This is a genomic window from Sphaerospermopsis aphanizomenoides BCCUSP55 (genome assembly GCF_001586785.1).
Classification (GTDB): domain Bacteria; phylum Cyanobacteriota; class Cyanobacteriia; order Cyanobacteriales; family Nostocaceae; genus Sphaerospermopsis_A; species Sphaerospermopsis_A aphanizomenoides_A.
The window spans coordinates 1-1206 of sequence record NZ_LUFH02000224.1; the positions used below are offsets into that span (position 1 = coordinate 1).

Genomic DNA, 1206 nt, shown 5'->3' on the forward strand with positions numbered 1-1206 from the left:
CGCCTGTAGCAAGAGGCCACACACGTCCGGGGGGCCGTGTCAGCGCAGAATTCATTTGAGGGAATTGCCAAGGCTGCCGAGCCAAAGCGACGGAGCAACGGAACGCGGAAGCGACCAACCCTCATCGAAATACGGCATCGGATCATCAATCGCTTTGTGACCGGCCAGGTCGTGCACTGCGACGACATCTGATGGAGCAACATCTGAAATGCGAACCGTGGCTGGTACAGAATAGCCTGGCTGAGCCACAAGATCGGCCATGAATTTTAGCCAATCGACAGTGACTGCCGCCCCAGATTCACGCGCTATCCGGCTAGCAGGTATGCCTCTAAGGCCAATAATGACTGGATGCGAAACTGAGAGGGCGTCAATCGCCTGGAGCAAATCGGAACAGACAGACCGCAGCTCAGAATGCACCGGGTCACCTAACCATTCAGTCACCGCGATCCCTTCACGCAAGCATTGAAGGGCCTCAGCCCCTCCTCTGAGAGCATACTTGTAGGCTGATCGCGGATCGAGCGTGGCGAAGAACGGCCCGTAAGCAAATAAGCTCTCGCTGTAGCCTTCGGCCAGGTTCCTTAGGGCAATTGGGGCTGTGGTTGGAATTTTGCTGCCAGCATCCTGAAAGGCCTGCACGTAGCCGCCCGGCGCCTTTTCGATCCGCTCGACAATTAATCTAGCGGCCACCTGCATATTGAGAGCGGCGTTCAGATCTCGCGCGCCGCCGGCAATTATATGCCGAGCTGAAGACGACGTTGTACCATGGTAAAAGTACAGTCCTTCCGTCAGCATGGCCCTGGCCTAAGCGGCGAACGCCCGATCGGGTTCGAACACCGTCGGTGTCCATTTAGCCGTCGTCAGACCGTCCGCACTGCGGCCCAGCTCAATCGTAATTAGCCGATCGCCATTAAATGCTGGGCTGAGCTCCAGGGCCAGGTAGTCGAACAACTGCCGATCGTGAACGGCCAGGATTACTTGCCGCCCTTCGCGCTTCAGGGTCCGCAACAGGGCGGCAAACTGCGCAATGTGGACATCATCCATACTCTGAACAGGGTCATCGATGATGAGCCACGGAAGCACGGGTCTGGCGGATAGGTTCAGCGCCAGGAAGAGCGTTAAGGCTGCGGTGTTCAGATTGCCCGCGCTCAACATGGCCCTCGGCTTGCCCCCCTTGCCACCCGACCGGTAGGGGGTCTCAAGCACCGC

Annotated in this window: 2 protein-coding genes; both read right to left on the reverse strand. The window is 58.2% G+C overall.

The window, feature by feature from the left end; all coding sequences use genetic code 11:
• Positions 1–51: 51 nt before the first annotated feature.
• A complete protein-coding gene (locus tag A0J48_RS26410; protein WP_200327539.1) occupies positions 52–792 on the reverse strand; it encodes a hypothetical protein in 741 nt (246 codons plus the stop codon).
• Positions 793–801: 9 nt separating this feature from the next.
• Positions 802–1206, reverse strand: a 405-nt coding sequence (locus A0J48_RS26415; RefSeq protein ID WP_234301188.1) for a hypothetical protein, incomplete at its 5' end; no start/stop codon positions are given.

Bases quoted from the DNA above. Each gene is read 5' to 3' on its own strand.
- A0J48_RS26410 (WP_200327539.1), bottom strand. From the start codon at position 792: ATGCTGACGGAAGGACTGTACTTTTACCATGGTACAACGTCGTCTTCA.